This window comes from Flexivirga oryzae, from assembly GCF_014190805.1.
GTDB classification, from domain to species: Bacteria; Actinomycetota; Actinomycetes; order Actinomycetales; family Dermatophilaceae; genus Flexivirga; species Flexivirga oryzae.
Window position 1 is genome coordinate 1,925,385 of record NZ_JACHVQ010000001.1, and the last position, 23,456, is coordinate 1,948,840.

35 protein-coding genes and 1 pseudogene are annotated in these 23,456 nt (G+C 67.8%); 16 read left to right on the forward strand and 20 right to left on the reverse strand.

Features of this window, described 5'->3' with window-relative positions; translation table 11 throughout:
• Positions 1–17: 17 nt before the first annotated feature.
• Positions 18–368: a GrpB family protein gene (locus tag FHU39_RS08960; RefSeq protein ID WP_221185192.1), complete on the forward strand. Its 351-nt coding sequence runs from the start codon at positions 18–20 to the stop codon at positions 366–368.
• Here FHU39_RS08960 and FHU39_RS08965 read toward each other — a convergent pair.
• Positions 334–1,272, reverse strand: coding sequence for an EamA family transporter (locus FHU39_RS08965; protein WP_246336193.1), 939 nt, complete (start codon positions 1,270–1,272; stop codon positions 334–336). The genes FHU39_RS08960 and FHU39_RS08965 overlap by 35 nt on opposite strands.
• Positions 1,273–1,341: 69 nt before the next feature.
• Between FHU39_RS08965 and FHU39_RS08970 the strand changes: the two genes are divergently transcribed.
• Entirely contained in the window at positions 1,342–2,208 is an 867-nt protein-coding gene (locus FHU39_RS08970; protein WP_183320027.1) for a LysR family transcriptional regulator, read from the forward strand.
• Between the two features lie 89 nt (positions 2,209–2,297).
• Here the strand turns inward: FHU39_RS08970 and pdxS are convergent, their stop codons facing one another.
• The 6 genes from pdxS to FHU39_RS09000 form a co-directional block, all read right to left on the reverse strand.
• Complete coding sequence (gene pdxS, locus FHU39_RS08975) at positions 2,298–3,191, reverse strand: pyridoxal 5'-phosphate synthase lyase subunit PdxS (protein ID WP_183320028.1); 894 nt, start codon at positions 3,189–3,191, stop codon at positions 2,298–2,300.
• Between the two features lie 244 nt (positions 3,192–3,435).
• Positions 3,436–4,011, reverse strand: a complete 576-nt coding sequence (locus tag FHU39_RS08980) for a hypothetical protein (protein WP_183320029.1) — start codon at positions 4,009–4,011, stop codon at positions 3,436–3,438.
• Positions 4,011–5,174 carry a glycosyltransferase family 4 protein gene (locus FHU39_RS08985; protein WP_343065791.1) on the reverse strand — a complete coding sequence of 388 codons (1,164 nt, stop codon included), beginning with the start codon at positions 5,172–5,174 and terminating at the stop codon, positions 4,011–4,013. The genes FHU39_RS08980 and FHU39_RS08985 overlap by 1 nt, the downstream gene beginning before the upstream one ends.
• An 8-nt stretch (positions 5,175–5,182) precedes the next feature.
• Positions 5,183–6,109 (reverse strand): phosphatidylinositol mannoside acyltransferase, encoded by a 927-nt coding sequence (locus tag FHU39_RS08990; RefSeq protein ID WP_183320031.1) that lies wholly within the window; start codon positions 6,107–6,109, stop codon positions 5,183–5,185.
• Positions 6,106–6,741, reverse strand: coding sequence for a phosphatidylinositol phosphate synthase (gene pgsA, locus FHU39_RS08995; RefSeq protein ID WP_183320032.1), 636 nt, complete (start codon positions 6,739–6,741; stop codon positions 6,106–6,108). The genes FHU39_RS08990 and pgsA overlap by 4 nt, the downstream gene beginning before the upstream one ends.
• A gap of 30 nt (positions 6,742–6,771) precedes the next feature.
• Positions 6,772–7,356: an HIT family protein gene (locus tag FHU39_RS09000; RefSeq protein ID WP_425484771.1), complete on the reverse strand. Its 585-nt coding sequence runs from the start codon at positions 7,354–7,356 to the stop codon at positions 6,772–6,774.
• Between the two features lie 89 nt (positions 7,357–7,445).
• On the opposite strand from FHU39_RS09000, the gene FHU39_RS09005 reads away from it, so the two are divergent.
• On the forward strand, positions 7,446–7,880 hold the full coding sequence (locus FHU39_RS09005) for a nitroreductase family deazaflavin-dependent oxidoreductase (protein WP_183320033.1): 435 nt from the start codon (positions 7,446–7,448) through the stop codon (positions 7,878–7,880).
• Here the strand turns inward: FHU39_RS09005 and FHU39_RS09010 are convergent.
• The 3 genes from FHU39_RS09010 to FHU39_RS09020 all read right to left on the reverse strand — a co-directional run bounded on the left by FHU39_RS09010 (position 7,877) and on the right by FHU39_RS09020 (position 10,399).
• Entirely contained in the window at positions 7,877–8,365 is a 489-nt protein-coding gene (locus FHU39_RS09010) for a GNAT family N-acetyltransferase (RefSeq protein WP_183320034.1), read from the reverse strand. The genes FHU39_RS09005 and FHU39_RS09010 overlap by 4 nt on opposite strands.
• A 133-nt stretch (positions 8,366–8,498) precedes the next feature.
• The gene (locus FHU39_RS09015; RefSeq protein ID WP_183320035.1) at positions 8,499–9,506 is read right to left on the reverse strand and encodes an amidohydrolase family protein; all 1,008 of its coding nucleotides are present in this window, start codon (positions 9,504–9,506) and stop codon (positions 8,499–8,501) included.
• Positions 9,506–10,399, reverse strand: coding sequence for a DUF1932 domain-containing protein (locus FHU39_RS09020; RefSeq protein WP_183320036.1), 894 nt, complete (start codon positions 10,397–10,399; stop codon positions 9,506–9,508). Before FHU39_RS09020 ends, FHU39_RS09015 begins: the two co-directional genes overlap by 1 nt.
• Positions 10,400–10,519: 120 nt before the next feature.
• Here FHU39_RS09020 and FHU39_RS09025 point away from each other — a divergent pair, with 120 nt between their 5' ends.
• From FHU39_RS09025 to FHU39_RS09045, 5 genes are all read left to right on the forward strand, one after another.
• Positions 10,520–11,206 (forward strand): GntR family transcriptional regulator, encoded by a 687-nt coding sequence (locus FHU39_RS09025; RefSeq protein WP_183320037.1) that lies wholly within the window; start codon positions 10,520–10,522, stop codon positions 11,204–11,206.
• A gap of 38 nt (positions 11,207–11,244) precedes the next feature.
• A complete protein-coding gene (locus FHU39_RS09030) occupies positions 11,245–11,514 on the forward strand; it encodes a hypothetical protein (RefSeq protein ID WP_183320038.1) in 270 nt (89 codons plus the stop codon).
• On the forward strand, positions 11,511–11,891 hold the full coding sequence (locus tag FHU39_RS09035; RefSeq protein WP_183320039.1) for a PIN domain-containing protein: 381 nt from the start codon (positions 11,511–11,513) through the stop codon (positions 11,889–11,891). The genes FHU39_RS09030 and FHU39_RS09035 overlap by 4 nt, the downstream gene beginning before the upstream one ends.
• Positions 11,892–12,008: 117 nt before the next feature.
• Positions 12,009–12,452, forward strand: coding sequence for an HIT family protein (locus FHU39_RS09040; RefSeq protein WP_183320040.1), 444 nt, complete (start codon positions 12,009–12,011; stop codon positions 12,450–12,452).
• A 44-nt stretch (positions 12,453–12,496) separates the two neighbouring features.
• Positions 12,497–13,135: a class I SAM-dependent methyltransferase gene (locus tag FHU39_RS09045; RefSeq protein WP_183320041.1), complete on the forward strand. Its 639-nt coding sequence runs from the start codon at positions 12,497–12,499 to the stop codon at positions 13,133–13,135.
• Positions 13,136–13,289: 154 nt separating this feature from the next.
• Here FHU39_RS09045 and FHU39_RS09050 read toward each other — a convergent pair whose 3' ends face one another.
• Both FHU39_RS09050 and FHU39_RS09055 read right to left on the reverse strand, forming a co-directional pair.
• Complete coding sequence (locus FHU39_RS09050) at positions 13,290–14,189, reverse strand: phosphotransferase family protein (RefSeq protein WP_246336472.1); 900 nt, start codon at positions 14,187–14,189, stop codon at positions 13,290–13,292.
• A gap of 97 nt (positions 14,190–14,286) precedes the next feature.
• Positions 14,287–14,679 carry a GNAT family N-acetyltransferase gene (locus tag FHU39_RS09055; RefSeq protein WP_183320043.1) on the reverse strand — a complete coding sequence of 131 codons (393 nt, stop codon included), beginning with the start codon at positions 14,677–14,679 and terminating at the stop codon, positions 14,287–14,289.
• Positions 14,680–14,917: 238 nt separating this feature from the next.
• On the opposite strand from FHU39_RS09055, the gene FHU39_RS09060 reads away from it, so the two are divergent.
• On the forward strand, positions 14,918–15,415 hold the full coding sequence (locus tag FHU39_RS09060; protein WP_183320044.1) for a hypothetical protein: 498 nt from the start codon (positions 14,918–14,920) through the stop codon (positions 15,413–15,415).
• 254 nt (positions 15,416–15,669) lie between these two features.
• Here FHU39_RS09060 and FHU39_RS09065 read toward each other — a convergent pair whose 3' ends face one another.
• Together FHU39_RS09065 and FHU39_RS25205 are read right to left on the reverse strand one after the other, a co-directional pair.
• Positions 15,670–16,008 carry a phosphotransferase gene (locus FHU39_RS09065; RefSeq protein WP_183320045.1) on the reverse strand — a complete coding sequence of 113 codons (339 nt, stop codon included), beginning with the start codon at positions 16,006–16,008 and terminating at the stop codon, positions 15,670–15,672.
• Positions 15,929–16,333, reverse strand: a pseudogene (locus tag FHU39_RS25205) (hypothetical protein); the annotation flags it as partial. The gene FHU39_RS09065 and the pseudogene FHU39_RS25205, both read right to left, overlap by 80 nt.
• Between FHU39_RS25205 and FHU39_RS09070 the strand changes: the two are divergent.
• Both FHU39_RS09070 and FHU39_RS09075 read left to right on the forward strand, forming a co-directional pair.
• Entirely contained in the window at positions 16,310–16,915 is a 606-nt protein-coding gene (locus FHU39_RS09070; RefSeq protein WP_183320046.1) for an MBL fold metallo-hydrolase, read from the forward strand. The pseudogene FHU39_RS25205 and the gene FHU39_RS09070 sit on opposite strands and share 24 nt — an antisense overlap.
• Before the next feature lie 119 nt (positions 16,916–17,034).
• Positions 17,035–17,517, forward strand: a complete 483-nt coding sequence (locus tag FHU39_RS09075; protein ID WP_183320047.1) for an NUDIX hydrolase — start codon at positions 17,035–17,037, stop codon at positions 17,515–17,517.
• 128 nt (positions 17,518–17,645) lie between these two features.
• On the opposite strand, the gene FHU39_RS09080 is transcribed toward FHU39_RS09075, so the two are convergent.
• From FHU39_RS09080 to FHU39_RS09095, 4 genes are all read right to left on the reverse strand, one after another.
• Positions 17,646–18,077 (reverse strand): PIN domain-containing protein, encoded by a 432-nt coding sequence (locus FHU39_RS09080; protein WP_183320048.1) that lies wholly within the window; start codon positions 18,075–18,077, stop codon positions 17,646–17,648.
• Positions 18,074–18,304, reverse strand: coding sequence for a FitA-like ribbon-helix-helix domain-containing protein (locus FHU39_RS09085; RefSeq protein WP_221185193.1), 231 nt, complete (start codon positions 18,302–18,304; stop codon positions 18,074–18,076). The genes FHU39_RS09080 and FHU39_RS09085 overlap by 4 nt, the downstream gene beginning before the upstream one ends.
• A gap of 136 nt (positions 18,305–18,440) precedes the next feature.
• Positions 18,441–18,851: a PIN domain-containing protein gene (locus FHU39_RS09090; protein ID WP_183320049.1), complete on the reverse strand. Its 411-nt coding sequence runs from the start codon at positions 18,849–18,851 to the stop codon at positions 18,441–18,443.
• Between the two features lie 2 nt (positions 18,852–18,853).
• Positions 18,854–19,102, reverse strand: a complete 249-nt coding sequence (locus FHU39_RS09095) for a FitA-like ribbon-helix-helix domain-containing protein (RefSeq protein ID WP_183320050.1) — start codon at positions 19,100–19,102, stop codon at positions 18,854–18,856.
• A 127-nt stretch (positions 19,103–19,229) separates the two neighbouring features.
• Between FHU39_RS09095 and FHU39_RS25210 the strand changes: the two genes are divergently transcribed.
• Positions 19,230–19,475 (forward strand): AbrB/MazE/SpoVT family DNA-binding domain-containing protein, encoded by a 246-nt coding sequence (locus FHU39_RS25210; RefSeq protein WP_183320051.1) that lies wholly within the window; start codon positions 19,230–19,232, stop codon positions 19,473–19,475.
• On the forward strand, positions 19,472–19,852 hold the full coding sequence (locus tag FHU39_RS09105) for a type II toxin-antitoxin system VapC family toxin (protein ID WP_183320052.1): 381 nt from the start codon (positions 19,472–19,474) through the stop codon (positions 19,850–19,852). Before FHU39_RS25210 ends, FHU39_RS09105 begins: the two co-directional genes overlap by 4 nt.
• 30 nt (positions 19,853–19,882) lie before the next feature.
• Here the strand turns inward: FHU39_RS09105 and FHU39_RS09110 are convergent, their stop codons facing one another.
• Together FHU39_RS09110 and FHU39_RS09115 are read right to left on the reverse strand one after the other, a co-directional pair.
• Positions 19,883–20,266: a PIN domain-containing protein gene (locus tag FHU39_RS09110; protein ID WP_183320053.1), complete on the reverse strand. Its 384-nt coding sequence runs from the start codon at positions 20,264–20,266 to the stop codon at positions 19,883–19,885.
• Complete coding sequence (locus FHU39_RS09115) at positions 20,263–20,460, reverse strand: type II toxin-antitoxin system VapB family antitoxin (protein WP_183320054.1); 198 nt, start codon at positions 20,458–20,460, stop codon at positions 20,263–20,265. The genes FHU39_RS09110 and FHU39_RS09115 overlap by 4 nt, the downstream gene beginning before the upstream one ends.
• A gap of 178 nt (positions 20,461–20,638) precedes the next feature.
• On the opposite strand from FHU39_RS09115, the gene FHU39_RS09120 reads away from it, so the two are divergent.
• The 3 genes from FHU39_RS09120 to FHU39_RS09130 are packed head-to-tail and all read left to right on the forward strand — an operon-like array spanning position 20,639 to position 23,398.
• The gene (locus FHU39_RS09120) at positions 20,639–21,331 is read left to right on the forward strand and encodes a 4-carboxy-4-hydroxy-2-oxoadipate aldolase/oxaloacetate decarboxylase (protein ID WP_183320055.1); all 693 of its coding nucleotides are present in this window, start codon (positions 20,639–20,641) and stop codon (positions 21,329–21,331) included.
• Positions 21,331–22,461 carry a 4-oxalomesaconate tautomerase gene (locus tag FHU39_RS09125; RefSeq protein ID WP_221185194.1) on the forward strand — a complete coding sequence of 377 codons (1,131 nt, stop codon included), beginning with the start codon at positions 21,331–21,333 and terminating at the stop codon, positions 22,459–22,461. The genes FHU39_RS09120 and FHU39_RS09125 overlap by 1 nt, the downstream gene beginning before the upstream one ends.
• Positions 22,445–23,398 (forward strand): VOC family protein, encoded by a 954-nt coding sequence (locus tag FHU39_RS09130; protein ID WP_183320056.1) that lies wholly within the window; start codon positions 22,445–22,447, stop codon positions 23,396–23,398. The genes FHU39_RS09125 and FHU39_RS09130 overlap by 17 nt, the downstream gene beginning before the upstream one ends.
• The last annotated feature ends 58 nt before the right edge of the window (positions 23,399–23,456 follow it).

The window sequence follows — 23,456 nt, forward strand, 5'->3', positions numbered from 1 at the left end:
TCGGGAGCACGCCCGACATGCCGGCGCTCGTCGACGACTACGACGAATTCTCCGGCGCCGTAACGCTGTCCGAACCGGGCGGCTGGGTCCTGGCTCCCGAACCGGGCGATGCCGAGCGGCGCAAGGTCGGTGCCTGCTACCCGGACATCGCGAGTCGGACACACCACCTGCACGTCGTCGAACGCCGCAGCACCAAGTGGCCCGACTGGCTGTTGTTCCGCGACTACCTCCGGTCGCACGACGACCGCGCCCGCGCGTACGCCGCACTGAAAACCCGGCTGGCAGCGGCGGATGCGCACGACCGCCCGGCATACCGAGCGGCCAAGGCGCCGTTCATCGAAGCCGTGCTGCGGGACGCCCGAGCGTAGAACGCCTGGCCGTCACGGCCCCCGCGGACACGAAGACGTTGCTGACGACGATCAACGCGATGCCGGTCCACTCGTGGACGGCAAGGCCCTGGTGCAGGAAGAGCCATCCGGCGAGAGCCGCCCACACCGGGTTCACACTCGTGAAGGTGCCGAACATCGACGCCCGCACCCAGCGCAACGCCTGCAGGTCGGCGGCATACGGCACGGCGGAGGACAGCAGACCGCACGCAGCGGCGAGCAGCAGCCCGACCGCGGTGGGTTGATGGGTCGCGAACCACCACGTCGCGACGGGCAGCCACAGCATCGCACTGACCGCATTGGCTACTGCGGTGCCCTGCAAGCCCGGCAGCAACCGGCCGGCCGACCGGTTGAGCAGGATGTAGCAACCCCAGGCGACGGCCGCGGTGAGCGCGAGTGCGACACCGAGTATGTCGGTGGTCGGGCCGGGGTCGGTGAGCACGACCACGCCGACTGCGGCCAGACCAGCACAGCAGAAGTCGATCGCACGCCGGGACGAGAGCACCGCGACGGTGAGCGGGCCGAGGAACTCCAGCGTCACCGCGAGTCCGAGTCCGAGCCGCTGAATCGCCTCGTACAGCGATAGATTCATCACGCTGAACACCACCGCCAGGGCAACGACGGGCAACCACTGCTGCCGGGTCAGGCCGCGGAGACGCGGCCGGACGGTCGGCATCAGGACCAGCGCGGTGACCAGTTGCCGCACGGCGACGACACCGACCGGGCCGATGGCGGGGAACGCGAGCGCGCCGAGCGCCGCCCCGGTCTGGTTGGACGCGGAGGAGCCGAGCATCAGACCGATGCCTGCGACGCTCTGCCGCGGTTCGGCGACGTGGACCGTCACGCTCACGGGTGTCGGGCGCTGCGGGTTCGCGGTCGTCTGCATGCGTTCCACGCTAGGGACTGATCGTGAATTCCCCTCGTGCATGTTTCGTCACTGCCATACGCTTTGGTTATGAATTGGACACTGCGTGAGCTGCAGGTGTTCGTCGCGGCGGTCGAGACAGGATCGTTCACCGACGCCGCCATCGAGTTGCACATCTCGCAGGCCGCCGTCTCCCGGACGATCGCCTCACTCGAGCGCGGTGTCGGTTTCCAGCTGCTGCGCCGGATCCCGCGCGGCTGCGAACCGACCAACGCCGGCCTGCAGGCCCTGCCGCACGTGCGCCGGGTGCTGGGCGAGGCGGAGCGTTTCGAGCGATTCCTGCACACCCGACACGCCCACCTCCGGCTCGGGTACGCCTGGGCGGCGCTGGGGCGCCATACCGCACCGTTGCAGCGCCAGTGGGCCCGGCAACACGAGGAGGTCGAACTCGAACTGGTCCGGCACAACTCTCCGACGGCGGGGTTGGCGGACGGTGCCTGCGATGTGGCGATCGTGCGCCGCGAGATCGACGGACGCCGGTTCGGCTCCGTCATCGTCGGGTTGGAGGACCGGCTCGTCGCGTTCGCCGCGGACGACCCGCAGTGGGCCGGCCGGCGACGACTGACCATGGCCGAGATCGCCGACCGCACGGTCGTGATCGACCTGCGGTCCGGGACCACGAGCGAGGAGCTGTGGCAGCACGCAGCCAAGATGCCGCGGTTCACCGAGACCACCGACGTCGACGCCTGGCTCGACGTCATCGCCGCGGGTCGCGGCGTCGGCACCACCGCAGAAGCGACCGCCCATCACCATCCTCGGCCCGGGGTGAGCTACCGCCGCATCACGGACGGCCCGCGCATCCCGGTCCGGCTCGCGTGGTGGCGTGACGAACGCCCGCCGGGGCTCGCGGACCTCATCGACGCCGTCACCCGCCTCTATGCGGACTCCGGGAAGTAGCCCGGCCAAGGTTGCAGGCCGTCCTATGACGAAGCAGGGCACGCCGATTCGGCGTGCCCTGCGGTCGAAGAGTTCGTCGTCTCAGCGGATCACCATCCGCGCTCGGCGAGTCGGTGCGGCTGCGCGATGTCCTCGACGTTGATGCCGACCATGGCCTCGCCCAGGCCACGCGAGACCTTCGCGATGACGTCGGGGTCGTCGTAGAAGGTCGTCGCCTTGACGATCGCCTCGGCGCGCTGCGCCGGGTTGCCCGACTTGAAGATGCCCGAGCCGACGAAGACGCCCTCGGCGCCCAGCTGCATCATCATCGCCGCGTCCGCGGGAGTGGCGATGCCACCGGCGGTGAAGAGCACGACCGGGAGTTTGCCGGCGGCCGCAACCTCCTTCACGAGCTCGTATGGCGCCTGCAGCTCCTTGGCTGCGACATACAACTCGTCCTCGGGGAGGTTCTGCAGGCGGCGGATCTCCTGGCGGATCTGCCGCATGTGGGTCGTGGCGTTCGAGACGTCACCGGTGCCGGCTTCGCCCTTCGAACGGATCATCGCTGCGCCCTCGGTGATGCGGCGCAGCGCCTCACCCAGGTTGGTCGCACCACAGACGAAGGGAACGGTGAACTCCCACTTGTCGATGTGGTTGGCGTAGTCGGCCGGGGTGAGCACCTCCGACTCGTCGATGTAGTCGACGCCGAGGCTCTGCAGCACCTGCGCCTCGACGAAGTGACCGATCCGCGCCTTGGCCATCACCGGGATCGAGACGGCCTCGATGATGCCGTCGATCATGTCCGGGTCGCTCATCCGCGAGACGCCACCCTGGGCGCGGATGTCGGCGGGGACCCGCTCAAGCGCCATGACCGCGACAGCACCGGCGTCCTCGGCGATCTTCGCCTGGTCCGGCGTGACGACGTCCATGATGACGCCGCCTTTCAGCATCTCCGCCATACCGCGCTTCACTCGGGCGGTGCCGGTCTCGGTCACGTTCGTCACTTCGGGGACTCCTTGCTGAGGTCTGGGGACACTCCCAGGATACGGCGCGCGAAAGGCAGCTTCATGCCAAGAGGGCCGACATGACACGATCCGGCCACGGCATACCCCGGCCACCGAACGCCCGCACGCCCACGCGACAGGCCCAGAACGCACCGAGAGGCCCAGTAATACCCCTGATTTTCGGGGATTTCGAGCGCTATTGGTGAGCCTGTCGGCGGTTGGTGAGCCTGTCGGCAGGGGTTGGTCAGAGGCCGTCGGGGAGGCGGTCGTCGAACTCCACCGTGATCGGCAGCGGGGTGTGACCGGCCAGGCCGAGGAACCGTACCTGCGGTCGCTGCCGCAGCCGGCGCACGTCCCGGACCGCCTCGTTGTGGAAGCGGCGGGCGATCTGCACCCTTTGACCGGCCGAGCGCAGGTGCTCGACGATCTCCGGCCAGCCGTCGTTCTCGTCCCGCAACTCGGCGACCACATCCGTGCTCAGTGTCGTGCACAGCACCTGGGTGAGGGTCGACTCGGTCTGCGCGCGGTCCGCCCCGATGCCGTCGGCCCGCACCCCGCCGCCCAGCGTCGCCACGTCCGCGGCCTCCAGCGAGGCGCTCGCCGCGTCGGCCAGCAGCGCGGCGCTCGCCGGGTCGAGCGCGCCGGACCCAGCGACCTCGCGCACCACCTCGGCCCGACGCACCAGTTGGGCGTCCAACGACGAGACCGAGCCCTCGACCTTGGTGTGCAAGCGGTCGAGACGGGCGGCGGTGTAGGAGAGATACCAGGCCAGCAACGCGATCACGGCGATGACGACCGAGGTCCAGGCGAGCAGCCCCATCAGCTACGACCCCGCATCACGCGCCTGCCGCGACTGGCTGAAATCGTCTGCACCGCACCAGGATTCGCAGCCCGACACGTTTCGTAGACGTCCATGACATCCGATGAGACCCGGGACCAGTCATAGTCCCTGGCCCGTATGGCGCCCGCGGCCGCCAGCGCGGACCGGCGTCCCGGTTCGGCCAGCAGACCGAGCACCGTCTGCGCCAGCGACGCCGGGTCGGCGGTCCGGAAGAGCGCCCCGGCCCGGCCCTGGTCCAGCACGTCCGCGAACGACGGCAGATCGCTGGCCACCACCGGGACCCCGGCACTCATCGCTTCCACCAGGATGATGCCGAAACTCTCCGCGCCGGTGTTCGGCGCGACATACGCATCGACCGATCGCAGGAGTGACGACTTGTCCTGCTCGCTGACCAGGCCGAGGAACTCGGTCGCGGCCCGCACCCGGTCGCTCATGCCGCGCAGGGCTTCGCGCGGGTCCCCGGGGCCCGCGACGAACAGCCGCAACCCAGGGACGGCGTCCAACAGGTGCGGCATGGCGTCGAGCAGCACGGCGAGTCCCTTGCGCGGCTCCTCCAGCCGCCCGAGGAAGGCCAGCGTCGGCCGCTCCGGGCTCCCCTGCCAGTGCGGTGTCAGCGGCGCGGAGGCGAAGCGATCGACATACACGCCGTTGGGGATGATCACCGCATCGGCGGCGCCCTCGTGCCGGTGAATGGTGCGTAAAGCCTCGCGGGACACCGCAATTCGTCCGCTGAGCTTCTCCAGTTGCGGTTCCAGCAGCGGCATGATCGTGAGCAGCGCGCGCGACCGCATGGTGCTGGAGTGGAAGGTGCCGACGACGGCCCCGTCCGCGGCCATCATCGCCAGCATCGACAGGCTCGGGGAGAACGGTTCGTGCACGTGCAGCACGTCGAACCCGCCGCGGTCGATCCACCGGTTGACCCGGGCCGCGGTGACCGGACCGAAGAGCAGTCGCGCCACCGATCCGTTGTAGGGCACCGGAACCGCACGCCCGGCGGAGTCGACGTACGGCGGCAGGTCGTCGTTCTCGTCCGAGGGCGCGAGCACCCGCACGTCGTGCCCCCGCGACAGCAGGTGCTCGGCCAGGTCCCGCACGTGGAACTGGACTCCCCCGGGCACGTCGAACGCGTACGGGCTGACCATGCCGATCCTCATTGAGCAACCCGCGAAGAATCGGATCCGGTGAGAAAGACGCGTTGCATCATGTGCCAATCCTGCGTCCGCTCCCTGATGGTCTCCCCCAGCGAATCCATGCACTGCTGCGTCATCTCACCGACCTGCGCCCGCACCGATCCGACACCCGACGCCGTCACCCGCGGCCCGAAACGGGCAACCACCCGGTGCGCAGCGCGCCCCGGGATCGGCTCGTACGTGACGGCCAGCGGGAAGAGCGCGGCGCCGGTCTGCATCGACAGCAGCGCCGGTCCGATCGCCGCCCGGCTGCGGTGCCCGCACAGGTCGACCTCGACACCGGTGCGGGACAGGTCGCGGTCGGCGAGCAACGGCACGAAACCACCGGCCGAAATCGCCTGCCGCAGCTGCGGATAGACGTTGTCGCCGCCCGTCAGCGGCAGGATGCGCATCCCGAGCGACTCGCGGAACTCGACGAACGCGTCGAAGACCGACTCCGGTTTGAGTCGCTCCGCGACCGTCGTCACCGGCGCGAAATGGTGCGTCGCCCACGCGCCGCAGTGGTCCCAGTTGCCCAGGTGTCCCAGGAAGAGGATCAGCGGCTCGCCCCGGTCCAGAACCGCTTGCGCCTCGGCGCTGTGCCCGGTCAACCGGATGCGTTCGACGAGCGTGTCGGGTGTTTCTCGCGGCAGCCGGAACGCGTCACACCAATAGCGCAGGTATGACGAAAGGCCTTCCAGCACCAGCTGATCCAGCTCCGCTACGGACAGTTCGGGGCGGACCGTCGCGTAGTTGGTGCGCAGCTGTTCGACCGACCGGCCGCCACGCCGGTACATCAGGTGCGCCACCTGGTCGAAGGCGCCGTACGCGAGGCGTTCCGGCATACGACACACCAGGCGCCAGGCGGCTCGGTAGGCGAAGCCTTCCGCGCGCTCCCGCAGGGTCACTTCGGCAGTTCCCCGGCCCCGCCCAGCGCCTGGGCACGCACGGTGAGCATCCGCTGCAGCACGGTCACGAAACTGGCGACCGCGAGCAGACCGAGCACCACCCCGAGCACCGCCGTCGGCAGGTGCAGCCACGGGATGCCGACCAGGCCGGTGAAGACCAGCACGGCGACCAGCCGCTCGGACCGCTCGGCGATGCCGACGTTGGCCGTCATACCCAGGCCCTCGGCGCGTGCCTTCGAATAGGACACGACCATCCCGAGGATCAGGCAGGCCAGTGCCAGCCCGGCCATGACGAGGTTGTCGCCGTCGCCGGCGTACCAGAGCACCAGCGCGCCGAAGATCGCCGCGTCGGCGACCCGGTCGAGGGTGGAGTCGAGGTAGGCGCCCCACACGCTGGAGCGGCCCGACATGCGCGCCATGTTGCCGTCGAGCGTGTCGGAGAAGATGAACACCGTGATGACGACGGTGCCCCAGAAGAACTCACCGCGCGGGTAGAACGCGAGCGCGCCGACGCAGACGCCGAGCGTGCCGACGATCGTGACGATGTCGGGCGAGATGCCCAGCCGCAACAGAAGTTTGGCCAGTGGCGCGAAGAATTTGGTGATCGCCGCCCGGGCGTAACGGTTGAGCATGGTGCTGCCAAGGTTACCGGTGAGTCGTGTTCAGTCCTGCGGCCAGGCTTCGGCGAGCCGCGCTCTGGTGTCCTCCAGCAGCACCGGGAGCGCCTTGGTCTGGCCGACGATGGGCAGGAAGTTGGAGTCGCCCGCCCAGCGCGGCACGACGTGCTGGTGCAGGTGTGCGGCGACGCCGGCCCCGGCGACCTCCCCCTGGTTCATGCCGAGGTTGAAGCCGTGTGGCGCGGACGCCGCCTTGAGCGCCCGGATCGTCTGCTTGGTGAGTGCGGTGAACTCGGCCGTCTCCTCCTCGGTCAGGTCCAGGTAGGCCGGGATGTGCCGGTTGGGGCAGATCAGCAGGTGCCCGGGGTTGTACGGAAAGAGGTTGAGTATGACGAAACAGGTGCTCCCGCGGTGCACGATGAGCGCTTCCTCGTCGGTCTTGCCCTGCGCCGCGCAGAACGGGCACGCGCCGTTGTCGTCGTGCTCGGGCTTGTCGGCCTCGATGTAGGCCATCCGGTGCGGCGTCCACAGCCGCTCGAAACCGTCGGGCACCCGGGCGAAGTCGCTCTCCGGCTCGACCCCACCCTCCGGGGTCCTTCGCGCGGCCCCGGGGTCCATCTGCTGCGGCATACCGGCGATCGTATGCCGAACCGGCGCGGAACAAGCGCAGCCCACCCCTGGTTGTGCTGACCGAAGGATCGACACAGCAAGGAGAAACGATGCCGCTGCAGGGTGAATACGCCGAGGAGAAGACCGGCTGGGTGAAGGACCAACTCGCCACCATCGACGAGACCGGCACAACCGAGTCGGTGGGCATCAAGGGTATGGCGGTGGTCGTCTTCACCATGCGGGGCGCCAAGTCCGGCAAACTGCGTCGGGTGCCGCTGATGCGGGTCGAGCACGACGGCGTCTACGCCGCGGTCGCATCCAAGGGCGGTGCGCCCGAACATCCCGCGTGGTACCACAACATCAAGACCAACCCTCAAGTTGAGGTTCAGGACGGTACGTCCACCCACGACGGTGTCGCGCGCCAGATCAGCGGCGCCGAGCGCGAGGAGTGGTGGGAGCGCGCCGTGGCCGCGTACCCGCCGTACGCCGAGTACCAGACCAAGACCGACCGGCTCATCCCGGTCTTCCTGATCGAGCCTGCCTAGGACGTCGGCAGCCGGTCGGTCAGCACCAGCTGCATCAGCGTGTCCTGCGGGCTGCCGAAGCCGGCCCGCCGGTAGAACGACCGCGCCTGGTCGGTCGCGTTGAGTTGCAGGCGGTAGAGCCCGCGCCCTTTGGCCCAGTCGACGACCTCGCGCATCAGCCGCTCACCGAGGCCGTGACCGCGCAGTTCGGGCACCACGTAGAAGCCGCTGATGTGCATCCACCCGCCGGTGGGCCGGCGCAGGCTCGGCAGGCTGGTCGCCAGGATGCCGAGCACGAAGCCGACCGGGTCGCCGGTGGAGCGGCGGGCGATCCAGGCCGGCCGGGCCTCACCTTGCTCGATCCACGCCGAGGCGAACTCGTCGAGGAAGCCTTTGCGGTTCGGCGCGCCGCCCTCCAGGTCCCAGCGCAGCGTCATACCGGCCAGCACCAGGGCGTCCTGCGCGGTGGCCCGCTCGATGCGGACGTCGTCCAGCTCGTCGCTCACGTGTCGCAGTTTTCCATGCGGACGGGCACTCCGTGCACGATCCGTCGTTCCGGCGCAGCCTTTCAGCCGCGCCGAGACGCGACGACGTGGGCTCGCGGTTCCCGCAGCACCGATACGGATGGATACGTTTGCGCTAAACCGTATCCATCCGTATCAGCCGCGGGTAGACGCGCGTCGCGTTCTCGGAGAACACCTGCTGCCGGACGGCGTCGGTGACGGGTGCCGCGTCGACGTACCGCTTGGTGTCGTCGAAGTAGTGACCTGTGCTCGGGTCGATCCCGCGTACCGCACCGATCATCTCCGAGCCGAACAGGATGTTGGCCGGGTCGAGCACGGTGAACATCAGGTCGATCCCGGGCTGGTGATAGACGCACGTGTCGAAGAAGACGTTGCGCATCAGGTGCTCCTCCAGTGCCGGCTTGCCGAGCATGTCGGCCAGCCCGCGGTAGCGACCCCAGTGGAACGGTACGGCGCCGCCGCCGTGCGGGATGATCAGCCGCAGCGACGGGAAGTCGGCGAACAGGTCGCCCTGCAGCAGTTGCATGAAGACCGTCGTGTCGGCGGCCAGGTAGTAGCCACCGGTGGCGTGGAAGGCCGGGTTGCAGCTGGCCGAGACGTGCACCATCGCGGGCACGTCCAGCTCACACAGCCGCTCGAACAACGGATACCAGTAGCGATCGGTGAGCGGTGGCGCGGTGAACCTCCCGCCGCTGGGATCGGGGTTGAGGTTGCAGCCGATGAAACCCTGCGCGACGCACCGGTCCAACTCGGCGATGGCCGCGTCGAGCGGTTGGCCGGGGCTCTGCGGCAGCTGACACGCTGCCGCGAAACTGCCCGGGAACAACCCGGCGACCCGAGCGATCAGGTCGTTGCATGCCCTGGCCCAGGCGATGTTCGCCGGGAGGTCGCCCTGGTGGTGCGCCATCGCGGACGCGCGCGGGGAGAAGATGGTCAGATCCGCACCCCGTTCCTGTGCCAGCCGCAGCTGGTTGTCCTCGACGGAGGCACGGATCTGGTCGTCACTGATGACCGGGTATGGCGGTGCGCTCGCGCCGGCCTGCAGGGCGCTGAGTTGGTCCAGACGCCACTGAGTGTGCGCGGCGGGGACGGTGGTGTAGTGGCCGTGGCAGTCGATGATCATCAGGCGATCTCCCGGTCGGCGGGTGCGAGCTGGAACGCGTCGATCAGGGCGACCAGGTCCGGTTCGCCCGGCAGCAGGTTCCCGTGCGCGGCGGCCCATCGCTGCCGGTGCACCGTGGCGCCCGCCATCCACGGCTCGACGCCCACGTCCCGGACCGTCGTCGCGGCCTCCTCCATCTCCTCGGCCCGCCGGACCCCGTGCTGGACCGAGCGGGCGACGAAGTAGGCGGCGATCTGCTCCCAGTCGGCGTCCGGGAGGATGTTGGACAACGAGGCCAGGACGTCACGTTCGACGCCGTACTGCCGGGCCGCCAGCAACGACTCGGTGAACAACGCCTCCAACCCCTTGACGACCACCGAGCGGCACAGCTTGGTGGCCGCCGCCCGACCGACTCGGTCGGACACCACGCGCACCCGGGAGAAACCCCAGCGGTCCGCGTCGGCCGCAAACTCCGCCGCGTGCGGGCCGCCCAGCAGGAACGACGACGCGATCCGGTGCGGCTCGATCGGTGACATCAGTCCGGCCTCGACATACCGGCCGCCCGCCCGATCGATCGACTCCGCAGACTGCTGCTTGTGCCCCGGCGAGGACGAGTTGACGTCGACGAACCAGGCCCCGGGCGCGATGCCGACGGACGCCGCCCGAGCCGCCTCGACCGAGCGGGCCGCCGTGACGGCACAGATCACCAGGTCCGCACCGGCCACGGCCGCCGGGGCCGAGGACGCCGGCGGCAGGCCGAGGTCGCGCGCGTTTCGGGACGCGGTGCTCATCTCGTCGGCGAACGCCACGTCCCACGCAGCGCAGTCGACGTCGCCGGTGCCGCGCAGGTCCTCGACCATCACCCGGCCGACCTCGCCCAGACCGATCACGGCGACCCGCTGCGCATGCCCCACGACAACTCCTCGCAAACTGGAAACACGATTGTTGATAATACTAGCCGATAATTCTGTTCGTCTAGACTGTGCCGACGATCGCACGAGAGTCGGACGCCGGCTCGGAGAGGGGACCCACCCATGGCCGCTGCCACCAGGAAGCTTCGTTCCGGCCAGGAGGCCAAGCAGCTCGTGGTCCAGGGACTGCGGGACGCCATACTCGCCGGCGACATGGCCCCCGGCCAACGTCTGGTGGAGTCCGAGCTGATGGAGACGTTCGGGGCGACCCGCGGCAGCGTGCGCTCCGCGATCGACGACCTGGCCGCCGAAGGCCTGGTCGAGCGGATACCCAACCGCGGCGCGCGCGTCCGCCGGGTGTCCCTCGAGGAGGCGATCGCCATCCTGGAATGCCGCGCCGTCCTGGAGGGGCTGCTCGCCTCCCGCGCCGCGACCCGGGCCACCGACGCCCAGATCGCCCAGTTGGTGGAGCTGGGCGAGCGGATGACCGAGGCGGTGCGCGGCGGCGATGTCGGCAGCTACTCGCGACTGAACTCCCAATTGCACGAGACCGTTTCCGAACTCGGCGAGCAACAGGTCGCCACCGGGCTGATCGGGCGGTTGCGCGCACAGATCGTGCGCCACCAGTTCCGGCTGTCGATGCGACCAGGCCGCCCGCAGGTGTCCATCAAGGAGCACCTGGCGATCATCCGCGCCATCGAGAAGCGTGACCCGGAGGCCGCGGACCGCGCCGCCCGGGCCCATGTGCACAGCGTGATCGACGCCCTCGTGGAGATCGACCGCGAGGCGTCCTCCAACGTCTCCGCCTAGTAAGTGTCACACCGAGGTGCGGTGTCACACTTGCTGGTATGCCGACCACGAAGCCCCGCCACGCGGTGACCGAGACGCCCGAGGTCTCCGCGGCGCTGCACGCCGCCGCCCGGAGGTGGCCGCAGGATCGTGACAAGCCAGCTCGACTCTTGCGGCACCTGATCGACGAAGGCTTCAAGAGCATCGAGCCTGAAGCCGCCGATCGTGGGAACGACCGCCTCGCCGCCCTACATCGCATCAGCGGCTCCTACACCGGCCTGTACGAACCTGGGTACCTCGAAGACCTGCGGGCGGAGTGGCCTTCGTGATCGCATTGGACGCAGGAGTGCTCATCGCCCTGTTCGATGCGAACGACGCTCATCACGCAGCCGCCGAAGAGATGTTCGCAATCAACCCGTCCGAGCCCATGACGATCGGCCCGATCAACCAAGCCGAGGTTCTCGCGCGCGCGGCTCGTGAGAACCGCGACCAGCAGATGCTGGCCGATCTGCGTGCGCTTGGCATCACGACCACGGCACTTCCTGACGACGCTGCGACCCGGCTGGCTCGCTTGCGGGCGAACACCCGGTCGAGGATGCCCCATTGCTGTGTCCTGCTGACCGCCGAACAGATGTCTGCCCGAGTTGCAACGTTCGACGAGGGGCTCAAGGAGTCCGCTCGCTCAATCGGCTTGGCGCTGGCCTGAGCGACCTGCGCAGACGGGCCCGACCCCGCGCCGTGACGCGGGTTCGTTCGTTTGTGGAACGGTTATCGGGACTCTTTGCAGACGACACCGCTTCAGCTCTGTGCAAAGCTGCCTGGCATGAGCGAGTCGTGCCTCGTGTGTGACGAAGTCAGCGGTGACATTCCGGTGCCAGGCGGCCAGCTGGAAGCCAGCGACCAGGTGGCCGTTTTCCACTGTCCGATCGTCGCACCCGCCACCGATGTCTACGCCGGCTACCTCTTCGTCGTTCCACGACGGCATGTCCCAGGATTCAGCGGCTTGACCGAGGATGAGGCCGAAGCGGTCGGGGTCGCGATCGCGCGCTGGTCCAGGGTGCTGGAGGCCGTAGGAGCAGAGCACGTCTATGTGCTCCGCATCGGTCACGGCGTGGACCATCTCCATGTCCATCTCGTTCCCAGGTGGCCGGGAACACCCAGCGAGGTCTCCTGGCTGCACGTCGACGACTGGGACGGCGCGCGTCGCGTGGACACGCCAGCCGCAGCAGACTTCGTGTCGACCCTTCGCACAGTCGGAGTCGCCTGAAAACTGTTTGTGGAAGGTCAGGCGTTTTGGGAGATTGATCGACCATGACGGCCCTTCGCGACTACGTGCAGTGGCTCCGTCGCTACGACGATCCCGACTCTCCGCTGTCGTGGCGGCTCCGCACGGTCCAGCAGTCGTTGCGTGACGAGTTGGACGCACGCCCGGGACCGGTAGACATCGTGAGTGTCTGCGCTGGTGACGGGCGGGACATCATCGACGTGCTGCGTACCCGCCCGGATGCCGATCGTGTCACCGTGGTTCTGCTTGAGGCGCATCCCGAGGTTGCCGACCTCGCCCGGCAGCGTGCCCGCCACGCCGGCCTCGACCAGATCGAGGTGCGCACTTGCGACGCGGCAGACACCGGCTCCTACGTGGGTGCTGTTCCGGCCGACATCGTGCTGCTGGTCGGCCTGCTGGGCAACATGTCCCACGACGACGTCTCGACGACCATTGCGGCCACCCCTCAGATGTGTGGTCCCGGGGCGAGCCTGATCTGGTCACGCGGCCGCGACCTGGACGACATCAACGACCGCGTCCGCCGCGAGTTCGCCGAGGCCGGCTTCACCGAGCGGGCCTACGTCGCGTCCGACCGACGTACCCGCCCGGCCGTCGGTGTGATGCGCTACGACGGCCCGGCCGTCCCGCTTGATCCGGACCGTCGGCTGTTCACCTTCTTCCGCTGATGGCACGTCGGCCGGACTGCTCGGCCATGATTGCTTGAGCGCAGTCGTTCCCGCGCACAGCCGCCGTGGAGTCAATGTCGTCGCTGGCAATCGCGTTCAAGAACCTCGCACGTGGGCGCAGCGCGGCTCCGAGCGATGTCTCAGTAGGGATTCTCTACTTGATATTGCCCCGGATGCGCGTCGCGGCGATGTCGATGAGGGCGTTGAACCTATCGCGCACCTGTGCCGTGGTCAGGTTGGTCGGTCCGAGGAAGTTGGCACTGCTGGTCCACGTGTCGATGTCCGGCTCCAGTCGGCTTGCAGCCACAAGTTGCCACCAGGACAGGTCATCAACCGGCCAGCCTGTGGATGATCGATATCCCCGCAGCAGCTCCTCAGCGGCCGGCGGACCGAAGGACAGCGCTGTGCTGACGTAGGCATATCCCAGGTCGATTCCGGGGTTGCCGCAACCAGCTTCGGTCCAATCAACGACCCCGGTGATCCGGTCACCATCGACGAGCACGTTACTGACGCTGAAGTCGTTGTGCACCAGTACCCGACGCCGTGTCTCCAGCTCGATTGGAACTGATTGCATCACCAGCTTCAGCAGCGCTGATGGTGCACCGTGTCGTGGTGGTCGCCCGGCCCGGAGACTGCGCACGGTGGCCGTTGTCTCGTCAGCGAGTCCTCCGATCGGGGCAACAGAATGAATTCTGGCTAACACGCGGCCAAGCTCGGCGGCGACCTCAAGGGCGCTCCCGCTATGCCGGTGGCCGGGACACAGACTCGTCAATACGGCTGGGGCGAGGTCCTCGCGATCAGCAGTCGCACCGAGAAGGGTCGGTACAGGAACCTCGGTGCCGGCGAGCGCAGCGAGGACCAAGGCTTCACCAATGGCCGCGCGACGAGCTCGCCGAGGCGACCAGGTGAGGCTCGGGTACTGCCGTAGTACTGCCCGCCGCCGAGATGCCGTCGTCACAACACTCAACGCGGTCGACATGCCGCCGGTGAGAGGTACTTCCTCGACAACGGCCGATTGAAGAACCTCCTCGGCCCACGGCCGGATCGACGACATCACTCGCGTACCGTGCCATACCCGATCGGCCGGATGCAGCCGGATTGATTCCGAGGCCTTCTGACGTGGTTGAGCCACCGTCCGCACGCCCATCGGCCTACGGGGCTGTCTGGAGATCCACGCTGAACACGAGGGCATCGCCGCCGCTCTTGACGATCTGGCGGTCCAGCCGGAGGCCGATCTTTTCGGCAACTCGCTGAGATGAACGATTGCCTGGTCGGATGATTGCGACCAGGTGAGGTATGCCGGCTCCTGGCCGCATCTCGCACTGCGGCGGCCGCTTCGGTGGCGAGCCCACGTCCCTGCCAGGCCGTGCCCACGTGGTAGCCGACCTCAACCAGGCTCTCGCCTCGACGTCTTGGACCGTCAGACCGCAGTCCCCGACGAACGTGCCGTCGACGGCGAGCTCGACGATCCACAGCCCGAAGCCGTGCTCGGCGTAGTTTCGCTCATTCCAGGCAATCCATTTCGCGGCTTCGTCACGGGACATTGGAGCGGGGTATGCACTGTTGGGCGATCAAGCTCGTCCCGATAGCCGATCGCCTTACGGATCACCGGCACGACCTTAAGCGCGACGGAGACACCGCCACTCATCGCTGCGATTCCCGGTTCTGGCGCTTCATGACTGAGAGGTGCGGGATAGCTACGATTTGTCTGTGACTGACACGGAATCAGTGCTCGGGGACCTGTTAGATGCAGGTCGGCGGCGGCGTGATCCGTGGACGTCGATGCGTGTTCTGCGCGAGGGCGTCGCTCGCCTCGACTACGACGACCCCGACCACACCTACCAAGTTACGGTCCCAACAGTGCCGCGTCGGCGCCTCGAGGTTCCCAACGACACCATCGCTGAGGTCGGCGGCATCGGAATCCGTCTCACATCGGTTGAGATCAGCAGCGACGTGACCGTGGTGATCGACGCTCAGGACGGGTCCAGATACCAAGAGGTCCTGGAGGCGTTCCAGGCGACGTATCGACGCTGGGAGAGCACGACCGACAGGCCGATGTCTCGGCCACCTGCCTGGCCGGCGGACGAGTTCTTCGGTTGCATTCGCTTGCGCGACGATGTCGGCACAGATTACGCACTGCGCGCCGGCCGGGCCGGCGGATCTGGCACGGAGTTCGAATGCACCTACAACTTCGATCCCGTTCCGCCGGTAGACGCGCACAGTCTTCGAGTCGACGTCGTCGACCACGACGTCGTTGGGACCGTCATCCTGAACCTCTAACGTCTATCGCGCACTCGATCGGCAGCGCGTTGAGGCGCAGACCCAGATCGGTAATACCGCCTCATAGCCACGATCTCGCCCAGCGTCGGTGTCCCGCACGACACATCCTTGCGGGACGCGGACACTTGATAGGCGTCCCCACCCCGCGGCGACACACAATCGCCGGAGGTGTTCTGGGCACGGAACGTCTACCGGGACGAACGTCAGTGGTGGCACCTGGTGTCTGCCGTGTGGTCCGCGAAACAGTGAAGCTCCTACGTCGACTCGGAGTACGGGTGCGGTTGCGATTTCTTCAGCCGGGTCGTTGCTTCGGCCAGGCCGCTGTCGATGAGTTGGTCCTGCTGGGTGTCGAGGCCGAACAACACCTCGTGCCACGGGCTGAGCATGTGCCAGTCACGCGCACGAGCAAGCAGTTCGGGAGCAGGACGATAGGTTTCCAGCACGCCGCGGGCGAACATTGGACCGGCGGTGAGGGTGGTTGCGGACAGGTCGATCGCGGGATCGCCGATGCAGCTGTCGCCCCAGTCGATGATCCCGCTGACCTTCTCGCCGATCACGCGGATGTGGTCGAGTCCCAGGTCGGCGTGGACCACGCAGGTGTACCAACGGTTCTTCGGCGACGACGACCGGGATCGGGACCGGCAGCGGGAGCTGCGGTGCCAGCCACGGGAGGAACTGCGTCTCGCGACGCGCCTGTGGCTCGACTGCTGCGTTCCGGGGGCTCCGCTCCACCCAGCATCCGTCGACCAGCCTGGCCGTCATGTCCCAGCCGTCGTCGAAGTCGTCATCCACGTCCGGTAGCTCATCAGTGCGAGACACGGGGTCGCAACGCAGTTTCTCGCTCAGGCCGATCGCCAACCGCGACAGGACTCGGTCCTGCCGTAGCCTGCAAACATGGCGCGTATTCGGTGGACGCATTCATGTGTAACCGTCGACGACGGCTCGGGGGTCCTGGTGGTCGATCCGGGCATCTGGAGCGAGCCTGAGGCGCTGCTTCGTGCGGATGCTGTGCTGCTGACCCACGAACACAGCGATCACGCCGACCTGCTACGCATCGTCGGATCCGAACTTCCGGTGTGGGCGCCGTCCGGCGCGGACCTGCGCGGCATGCCCTTCCATCCCGTCGAACCGGGTGCCGAGGTCAGTGTCGCGGGGTTCACGGTGCGTGGCGTCGGCGGTCGGCACGCGCGGGTCCTACCCGAGCAGGACCCCTGCCCCAACCTCGGCTACGTCATCGACACCTCTGAGGGTGCCCTCTACCACCCCGGCGACGCGCTGGTCGTGCCCGAGGAAACGATCGAGACCCTGTTGGTGCCGCTCCAAGCGTCGTGGCTGAAGACGGCGGATGCTGTCGACTTCGCGCGCGCGATCGATCCCGAGCGTGCGTTCGGCATACACGACGGGCAGGTCAACCGGCGCGCGATCGCGAGTGTCGGGCGGTGGTTGGCCGAGTTCGGCTGCACGGCATACCGCTCGGTCGAGCCTGGAAGTCAGGTCTGAGTCCCGGGTCGACGCGCCCGCCGCCATAGCCGATCCGCTTGTGGAACGTGTGCCGAGCAGGCATCGGTCGGCGGCGGGTCCGGACGCTGTTGAAAGTGCCACGATCTCGCCGGAGGCGGATGGCTAAGCTCGTGTATGTGGTCCGCGCTCCGATCCAGGTCGTCGTGATTCCATTTCGCCGTCTCAGCGCGGGCTCGCACGAATTCGCGCTGTTCCAGCGGTCCGACAACAGCAAATGGCAACCCGTCGCCGGTGGCGCGGAGGATGACGAGTCGCCCGCTCAAGCTGCTCGACGTGAAGCTCATGAAGAGGCAGGAACGCCGATTGATGCGCCACTGCTGCCGTTGCAGACGATGGATACCGTTCCGGTCCATCTGTTCCGCGATCGGCAATACTGGCCCGCCGATCTGTACGTGGTGCCGCAGCACGTGTTCGCCATCGACGCGACCGAGCTGCGCCTGGCTATCTCGGCAGAGCACCTACGACTGGCATGGCGCCCCTACGCCGAGGCTCGCCGGCTGCTGGCCTACCAGAGCAACGAAACGGCACTCTGGGAACTCAACGAAAGACTGACCAACGACGACCTACCGTCGTCATGCTGAACTGCGAGACATGTGTGCTGCACGACAGAGGATCGTGGTTCGGCAGGCTCCCGCGCGCCGTCGTCATACGGACTGGCCACACGGTTGATCGGTTGTGTGGTTCGGTGTTCGGAGCTGATCAGGCGTGGTCAGTGGGTGGTCGTCGGTTCTGTGTCCCATGGATCGAGGCACGGCACGTCGAGCGGCTCGAAGTGCTTGATGTTCCGCGTCGCGACAGTCATCTCTGCGGATTGCGCGACGGCAGCGATGAGGGCGTCATTGAGTGGCGCATGTTCGGGAACTCGGTACGCCGCGAGGATCCGCGCGGCTGCCAGGTCGAACGGCAAGACACGGTCGGCGAACGCGGGTAGCACATGGTCGTCGAACCAGCGGCGTACGACGATGCCCTGGTGGGTGTCGGATCGCTCCTTGGCGATGACTCCCCGCTCGATCTCGGCGACGGTGGTCGCCGAGACGTACTGGTCGGCCAGTGGCACGGACGCAGCCCAAGCCTCGACGGAACGGTTGCGCCCTCTGACGCGCAGAGCGGACACCACGTTGGCGTCCAGCAGATATCTCACAGCTCCGCGGTGCGGGCGGCCGTGCCCAGTCGCTCGGGTTCGAACTCGATATCGGCACCCTCGTCCATGCTCAGGAGATCGATGATCGTCACGGGGTCACGCTCGAGCGCTTCGGTCAGTATGTCGCGAGCCTCTGCCTCGACCGACCGGTGGCGCTGCTCGGCGCGTGCGCGCAACGCGGCCTTGGTTCCCACGGGAAGGTTGCGAATCAAGATCTGCTCCACCATAACCACCTTCGATATCGTGATGATGATATCAGCTCGGGTGGATCTCTCAACCGAACCCATCGTGACATCAGCTGTGCCGAAGAACGATCCGATTGCGGCGCGTTGACCGTGGGGTCGTGTTGGTGGCGGGTGGCGCTCAGCTGATCCAGGGGTTGAGCAGGGCGACGCCGGTCGTTTCGAAGTCCGCGGTGTTGCGGGTCGCCAGTGTCGCCTGCCGTGATGCGCAGATCGCGGCGATCTGCGCATCGGCAGTGGCGATCGGTCGGCCCTCCCTTTCGCGGCCGGACACAACCCGACCGTACCGGCGTGCTGCCCGCGCATCGAAAGGCAGAATCACGTCGTCGAAGTCGGCAAACACCAGCGCGGCGGTTGCCGCCAAGCGATCCCTGCGTGCGCCCTCGGGCAGCCGCGCTATGCCGTAGTCGATCTCGGCGAGGGTGACCGCCGTAGTGTGCAGTCGCCCAGCCTTTTGAATCCACGCCGCAACGTTGTCGTTCGGGTCCGGCCACATCATCTCCGAGACGATGCTGGTGTCGATGACGATCACGACTACTCCGGCAGGTCCGCCGCACGCGGCGTGTCCCGCCGGGCGGGGATGTCCAACTCGACTCCACCGAGCTTGGCGAAGCGCTCCCGGATCACCTGGCCCAGGTTGGGCTGGTCATCCTCGCTGTCGGCGAGGCTCTGTGTCAGGATCGCTCGCACCTCGGCCTCCATCGAACGTCCGTGGCGAGCGGCTTGAACCTTCAATCGGGCGGCCACCTCGTCGCTGAGGCCGCGCACGCTGATCGCTGCCATGAGACCCACCTTCTGCTATCAATGCCAGCGGTCCGTGGTCGACGCGGTGCCGTAGAACAACTTGGCCAACACGGTCGCTCATCAGATCCCTGTGGCATGGACTGATCAACTGTGCCACGATTTACCCATGAATGCCACGGTGACGCTAGGACAGCAAGGGCGCTTGGTGATCCCCGCCGAGGTTCGCACCGCTTTGGGGCTGTCGCCTGGGGAGCAGTTGCATCTGCGGATCGTCGGCCACAGCCTGGTCCTCGAGCGCCCCCAAGACGCTGTCGCAGAGCTTCGAGGGCTGGCCACTCGGGTGCCGAGGACACGGTCACTTGTCGATGAGCTTCTCCAGGAACGCCGCCTCGCAGCTGCTGCCGGCGAATGACGGTTCTGGACGCGTCGGCGGTGTTGGCGCTCATCCATGACGAACCCGGTGCTCAGCTCGTGGCGCAGGCGCTACCGTCGGCGTCGTTGGGAGCGGCGAACTTTGCCGAGGTGATCGGCAAGCTGGTCGATGCCGGGGTCGACGTCGGTGGTGTACGGGGACTGCTCGCCGCCGCGGGTGTGGTCATCGAACCGGTCACGGAAGCAGACGCGGAACTGGCGGGTGCGATGCGGTCGCTCGACGGAGGAAAACTCCTGTCCCTGGGCGATCGCTGCTGCCTGGCACTGACTGCACGCAGTTCGCCTCCCGAGGTGCTGACCGCCCACCGTGCGTGGGCAGAGCTGGACCTGCCAGTGCGGGTGCGCCTGATCCGGTAGCCGATCGCCGTACGGGAGTCGCGGAGGCATTCAGCGGCCGGGCGCGTTGTGATAGTCGAGTTCGAGTTGCACCGCTGTTGCGTGGAGCCGCTTGTCGCGCGTCCACAAGCGAGCATCATTGGACAGCCTCGTCGAGGCCAGCAGGTGCGCGTCGACGTATCCGACACCGCGGCCGAACAGGCGCTCATGGTCGATGAGAGTCAGCACCTCGACGTCGGTGGCAACCGTGGCTTGCGGAAGGTTGTTGAGCAGCCGCACGACCTCGTTGCGGCCCGAGTGTGAGAGGTTGCCCAAGGCGAGCTCCCCCGTCACCCAGGGGTGACCCAGCACGTTCCCATCCTCAAGGAGGGCGACGAGCTGGGCATCGCCACTGCGGAGATGGTCGATCCAGATCGACGTGTCGACGAGGATCACGCGGTGGATGACCGCCGCCGCGGGACGGGCTTCGCGCCGGGCTCGCTCGCGGCGAGCTGGGCGAGCCGCCGAGCACTCTCCCGCTCGATCAGGGCACGTAGAGCCTGACGAACCAGAGCCGTCTTCTCAGTCGTCCCCGTCAAGCGCTGCGCCTCCTTGAGGAGCTCGTCGTCCAAGGCGAGTGTTGTTCTCATGGCCGCCTCCAGGCACGTATCAGAACATCGAATGATGTCATGTTACGTGCAATTGGCGTCGGGTCAGGGATCGCCGATCGGCAACGTGGTCGAGCCAGTTCCGGATGGCGATCTCGCCTCCAAGAATTGTCGTCTTATATTATTGACAATTTTGTGACCATGTTTCTACGCTCGACTCATGAGCCGCACAATCGTCGTCACCGACCAGCCCCGTAGCGACCCGGAGGCCGCGGCCCGACTCGGAGCGTTCGGGACCGCCACCGTGCACGAGGCGATCGGCCGCTCCGGTTACCTCGGACCGACGCTGCGTCCGGCCTGGCCGGGTGCGCGGATCGGCGGGAACGTGGTCACCGCGCTGTGCTGGCCCGGAGACAACCTGATGATCCATGTGGCCGTGGAGCAGTGCCGTAAGGGCGACGTCCTCGTCGTCGCCACCAACTCCCCCAGCACCGACGGACTGTTCGGCGAGCTTTTCGCGACCGCCCTGCGGCACCGCGGCGTCCGCGGCGTCGTGCTCGGCTGCGGCGTGCGCGATGTCGCCGAACTGCAGGCCATGGGCTTCCCGGTCTGGTCGGCCGCGGTCAGTGCACAGGGCACCGTCAAGGAGACTGCCGGCAGCGTGAACCTGCCGGTCGTGCTGGGCGGCCAGCTCATCCGCCCCGGTGACGTCGTGGTCGCCGACGACGACGGCGTGGTCTGCGTGCCACACGACCGGGTGGACAACGCCCTGGCCGCGTCGCAGGCCCGCGAGGACAAGGAGGCCGCTTCCCGAGCCGCCTTCCAGGACGGGCAGCTCGGACTGGACCGCTACGGACTGCGCGACCGGCTCGGCGAATTCGGCATCGAGTACGTCCGCTACCAGGACCTGTGATGCCCTCGGCCGAGGTCGACGGCGTGCGCTGCATGTGGATGCGGGGCGGCACCTCCAAGGGTGCCTTCTTCCTGGCCGAGGACCTGCCCGCCGACCCCACCGAGCGCGACCGGTTGCTGCTACGCATCATGGGCACGCCCGATCCGCAACAGATCGATGGCATCGGCGGAGCCACCTCGGTCACCAGCAAGGTCGCCGTCGTCAGCGCCTCGACCGATCCGGACGCCGACGTCGACTACCTCTTCCTGCAGGTCGGTGTCGACCGGCCGACCGTCTCCGACCGGCAGAACTGCGGCAACATCCTGGCCGGCGTCGGACCGTTCGCGGTGGAACGCGGCCTGCTCGCCACAGCAGGCGACCGGACCACGGTGCGTATCCGGATGGTCAACTCCGACAGCATCGCGGTCGCGACCTTCCCCACCCCGAATGGACGACCGCAGTATGCCGGCGACGCCCGGATCTCCGGCGTGCCGGGATCGGCCGCGCCGATCAGCATCGCGTTCCGCGGCACCGAGGGCTCGGTCACCGGCGCGCTCTTCCCGACCGGCCGGGTCGTCGACGAGATCGACGGCGTCGCGGTCACGTGCATCGACAACGGGATGCCGGTCGTGGTGCTGACCGCCGCCGCGCTGGGGCGGACCGGCACGGAGACCCACGAGCAGTTGCAGGCGGACACCGCCCTGCTGGAGCGGGTGGACCGGATCCGCTGCGCCGCAGGAGAGCTGATGGGTCTCGGCGACGTTGCCGCCTCGTCGGTCCCCAAGACGATGGCTGTCTCCCCCGCCGTCGACGGCGGTCACCTGCGCATCCAGTCCTTCATCCCCGTCACGCCGCATCAGGCGATCGGCGTCCTGGCCGCGATCAGTGCGGTGACCGCCTGCCGCCACCCGGACAGCACCACGCACGACGTGGCGCGGTCCTGGCCGGTCGACAGCAGCACGATCGACGTCGAACACCCCAGTGGGCACATGCTTCTCGACGTCACGGCGGGCATGCAGGAGGGCATCTTCACCGTGCAGCGGTCCGCCGTGATCCGCACCGCGCGCAAGCTCTTCGACGGCACCGTCTTCCCGACCTCCACCCAATCCCTACCCGTACCCGAGGAGACCACCCATGCCGCTGCGCCATGAAGTCGCGCACCTGTCCCATCTGCACCTGAACACACCCGTCCTCGACGAGAGCGTGGCGTTCTTCGTCGACTACCTCGGCCTGACCCCCAACGGTGAGGAGCCGGACGGCAGCGTCCACCTGCACGCGTTCGACGACTACGAACACCACACCATCACCCTGTCGGGACACCAGACCTCCGGGATCCGGCGCACCTACCTGCGGGCCAGCAGCCCGGAGGCACTGCAGCGGCGAGTCACGGCGCTCGAGGCAGCCGGCCAGGGCATCGGCTGGGCGGACGGACCCACCGGGTACGGGCCCACCTACCTCTTCCACGACCCCGACGGCCACGAGCTCGGGATCTACTGGGAGACCGAGAGATTCACGCCGTCCGCGGACCAGGCGCCCGCTCTGAAGAACCAGGCAGCGGCGTACCCCGGCCGCGGGGTCTGCGTGCGCCGCCTGGACCACATCAACTACCTCGGCGTCGACGTCGAGGCCAACCGCGACTTCTTCCGCGACCAGCTCGGTGCCCTGGTGACCGAGCAGATCGTCCTCGACACCGGCGATGTCGCGGGAAGCTGGACGACCTTCACCAACAAGGGGTATGACGCGGTCTACACCCGCGACAACACCGGCACGAGCGGCCGCCTGCACCACATCGCGTTCGCCGTCGACAGTCGTGCGGACATCCTGCGTGCCGCCGACATCGCGCTCGAACAAGGCGTGTTCATCGAGACCGGCCCGCACAAGCACGCGATCCAGCAGACCTTCTTCCTCTACGTGTACGAGCCCGGCGGCAACCGGATCGAGCTGTGCAACGCCGGCGCGCGGCTCGTCCTCGACCCCGACTGGCAGCCGATCAACTGGACCGAGGCCGAGCGGGCCAAGGGCCAGGCATGGGGCCTGAAGACCATCGCCAGCTTCCACTCGCACGGCACGCCGCCGGTCGAGTCGTAGCGCGGCAGGAGACGGCGAAGGGGACGGAACCCGCAGGTTCCGTCCCCTTCACCATGCC

Bases quoted from the DNA above. Each gene is read 5' to 3' on its own strand.
- FHU39_RS09105 (WP_183320052.1), top strand. From the start codon at position 19,472: ATGACGGTTCTGGACGCGTCGGCGGTGTTGGCGCTCATCCATGACGAA.
- FHU39_RS09070 (WP_183320046.1), top strand. From the start codon at position 16,310: ATGGCGCGTATTCGGTGGACGCATTCATGTGTAACCGTCGACGACGGC.
- FHU39_RS09085 (WP_221185193.1), bottom strand. From the start codon at position 18,304: ATGGTGGAGCAGATCTTGATTCGCAACCTTCCCGTGGGAACCAAGGCC.
- pgsA (WP_183320032.1), bottom strand. From the start codon at position 6,741: ATGCTCAACCGTTACGCCCGGGCGGCGATCACCAAATTCTTCGCGCCA.
- FHU39_RS09015 (WP_183320035.1), bottom strand. From the start codon at position 9,506: ATGATCATCGACTGCCACGGCCACTACACCACCGTCCCCGCCGCGCAC.
- FHU39_RS09030 (WP_183320038.1), top strand. From the start codon at position 11,245: ATGCCGACCACGAAGCCCCGCCACGCGGTGACCGAGACGCCCGAGGTC.
- FHU39_RS09045 (WP_183320041.1), top strand. From the start codon at position 12,497: ATGACGGCCCTTCGCGACTACGTGCAGTGGCTCCGTCGCTACGACGAT.
- FHU39_RS08970 (WP_183320027.1), top strand. From the start codon at position 1,342: ATGAATTGGACACTGCGTGAGCTGCAGGTGTTCGTCGCGGCGGTCGAG.
- FHU39_RS08960 (WP_221185192.1), top strand. From the start codon at position 18: ATGCCGGCGCTCGTCGACGACTACGACGAATTCTCCGGCGCCGTAACG.
- FHU39_RS09120 (WP_183320055.1), top strand. From the start codon at position 20,639: ATGAGCCGCACAATCGTCGTCACCGACCAGCCCCGTAGCGACCCGGAG.
- FHU39_RS08980 (WP_183320029.1), bottom strand. From the start codon at position 4,011: ATGGGGCTGCTCGCCTGGACCTCGGTCGTCATCGCCGTGATCGCGTTG.
- FHU39_RS09000 (WP_425484771.1), bottom strand. From the start codon at position 7,356: ATGCCGCAGCAGATGGACCCCGGGGCCGCGCGAAGGACCCCGGAGGGT.
- FHU39_RS09050 (WP_246336472.1), bottom strand. From the start codon at position 14,189: ATGTCGTCGATCCGGCCGTGGGCCGAGGAGGTTCTTCAATCGGCCGTT.
- FHU39_RS09115 (WP_183320054.1), bottom strand. From the start codon at position 20,460: ATGAGAACAACACTCGCCTTGGACGACGAGCTCCTCAAGGAGGCGCAG.
- FHU39_RS09075 (WP_183320047.1), top strand. From the start codon at position 17,035: ATGGCTAAGCTCGTGTATGTGGTCCGCGCTCCGATCCAGGTCGTCGTG.
- FHU39_RS09060 (WP_183320044.1), top strand. From the start codon at position 14,918: ATGCGTGTTCTGCGCGAGGGCGTCGCTCGCCTCGACTACGACGACCCC.
- FHU39_RS08965 (WP_246336193.1), bottom strand. From the start codon at position 1,272: ATGCAGACGACCGCGAACCCGCAGCGCCCGACACCCGTGAGCGTGACG.
- FHU39_RS08985 (WP_343065791.1), bottom strand. From the start codon at position 5,174: ATGGTCAGCCCGTACGCGTTCGACGTGCCCGGGGGAGTCCAGTTCCAC.
- FHU39_RS09130 (WP_183320056.1), top strand. From the start codon at position 22,445: ATGCCGCTGCGCCATGAAGTCGCGCACCTGTCCCATCTGCACCTGAAC.
- FHU39_RS09005 (WP_183320033.1), top strand. From the start codon at position 7,446: ATGCCGCTGCAGGGTGAATACGCCGAGGAGAAGACCGGCTGGGTGAAG.
- FHU39_RS09125 (WP_221185194.1), top strand. From the start codon at position 21,331: ATGCCCTCGGCCGAGGTCGACGGCGTGCGCTGCATGTGGATGCGGGGC.
- FHU39_RS25210 (WP_183320051.1), top strand. From the start codon at position 19,230: ATGAATGCCACGGTGACGCTAGGACAGCAAGGGCGCTTGGTGATCCCC.
- FHU39_RS09095 (WP_183320050.1), bottom strand. From the start codon at position 19,102: ATGGCAGCGATCAGCGTGCGCGGCCTCAGCGACGAGGTGGCCGCCCGA.
- FHU39_RS09055 (WP_183320043.1), bottom strand. From the start codon at position 14,679: ATGTCCCGTGACGAAGCCGCGAAATGGATTGCCTGGAATGAGCGAAAC.
- FHU39_RS09040 (WP_183320040.1), top strand. From the start codon at position 12,009: ATGAGCGAGTCGTGCCTCGTGTGTGACGAAGTCAGCGGTGACATTCCG.
- FHU39_RS09025 (WP_183320037.1), top strand. From the start codon at position 10,520: ATGGCCGCTGCCACCAGGAAGCTTCGTTCCGGCCAGGAGGCCAAGCAG.